Source organism: Streptomyces dysideae (assembly GCF_001514305.1).
Taxonomy (GTDB): domain Bacteria; phylum Actinomycetota; class Actinomycetes; order Streptomycetales; family Streptomycetaceae; genus Streptomyces; species Streptomyces dysideae.
On sequence record NZ_KQ949172.1, the window covers coordinates 1,669 to 3,030 of the forward strand.

A 1,362-nucleotide genomic window follows, 5' to 3' on the forward strand; every position below is an offset into this window, starting at 1 on the left:
GGACTGGTTCAAGCGTGCCGTCTTCTACGAGGTCCTGGTCCGCTCCTTCCAGGACAGCAACGGCGACGGCGTCGGCGACCTCAAGGGCCTGACCGCCAAGCTCGACTATCTGCAATGGCTGGGCGTCGACTGCCTGTGGCTGCCGCCCTTCTTCAAGTCGCCCTTGCGGGACGGCGGTTACGACGTCTCGGACTACACCGCCGTCCTGCCCGAGTTCGGTGACCTCGCCGACTTCGTGGAGTTCGTCGACGCCGCCCACCAGCGCGGCATGCGCGTCATCATCGACTTCGTCATGAACCACACGAGTGATCAGCACCCGTGGTTCCAGGAGTCGAGGAAAGACCCCGACGGCCCCTACGGCGACTACTACATGTGGGCCGACGACGACAAGCAGTACGCCGACGCCCGCATCATCTTCGTCGACACCGAAGCCTCCAACTGGACCTTCGATCCGGTGCGCAAGCAGTACTTCTTCCACCGGTTCTTCGCCCACCAGCCGGACCTGAACTACGAGAACCCGGCCGTGCAGGAGGAGATGATCTCCGCACTGCGGTTCTGGCTGGACCTCGGCATCGACGGATTCCGGCTGGACGCGGTGCCGTACCTGTATGCGGAGGAGGGCACGAACTGCGAGAACCTTCCGGCGGCGCATGAGTTCCTCAAGCGGGTCCGGAAGGAGATCGACGCCCACTACCCGGACACGGTGCTGCTGGCGGAGGCGAACCAGTGGCCGGAGGACGTCGTCGACTACTTCGGCGACTACCAGAGCGGTGGCGACGAATGCCATATGGCGTTCCATTTCCCGGTCATGCCGCGGATCTTCATGGCGGTACGACGGGAATCGCGCTACCCGGTGTCGGAAATCCTCGCCAAGACCCCGGCCATTCCGTCCGGCTGCCAGTGGGGCATCTTCCTGCGCAACCACGACGAGCTGACCCTGGAAATGGTCACCGACGAGGAACGCGACTACATGTGGGCCGAATACGCCAAAGACCCCCGCATGCGCGCCAACATCGGCATCCGCCGCCGACTCGCCCCCCTCCTCGACAACGACCGCAACCAGATCGAACTGTTCACCGCCCTGCTGCTGTCCCTCCCGGGCTCGCCGATCCTCTACTACGGCGACGAGATCGGCATGGGCGACAACATCTGGCTCGGCGACCGCGACGCCGTACGCACCCCGATGCAGTGGACGCCGGACCGTAACGCCGGCTTCTCCTCCTGCGACCCGGGGCGGCTGTATCTTCCGACCATCATGGATCCGGTCTACGGCTACCAGGTCACGAACGTCGAGGCGTCGATGTCCTCGCCGTCGTCACTGCTGCACTGGACCCGCCGCATGATCGAGATCCGCAAGCAGAA

Annotated in this window: 1 protein-coding gene; it reads left to right on the top strand. The window is 64.5% G+C overall.

Annotated elements, in window-relative coordinates:
- On the top strand, positions 1–1,362 hold a 1,362-nt coding region (treS, locus tag AQJ91_RS48175; protein ID WP_067036738.1), incomplete at both ends, for a maltose alpha-D-glucosyltransferase.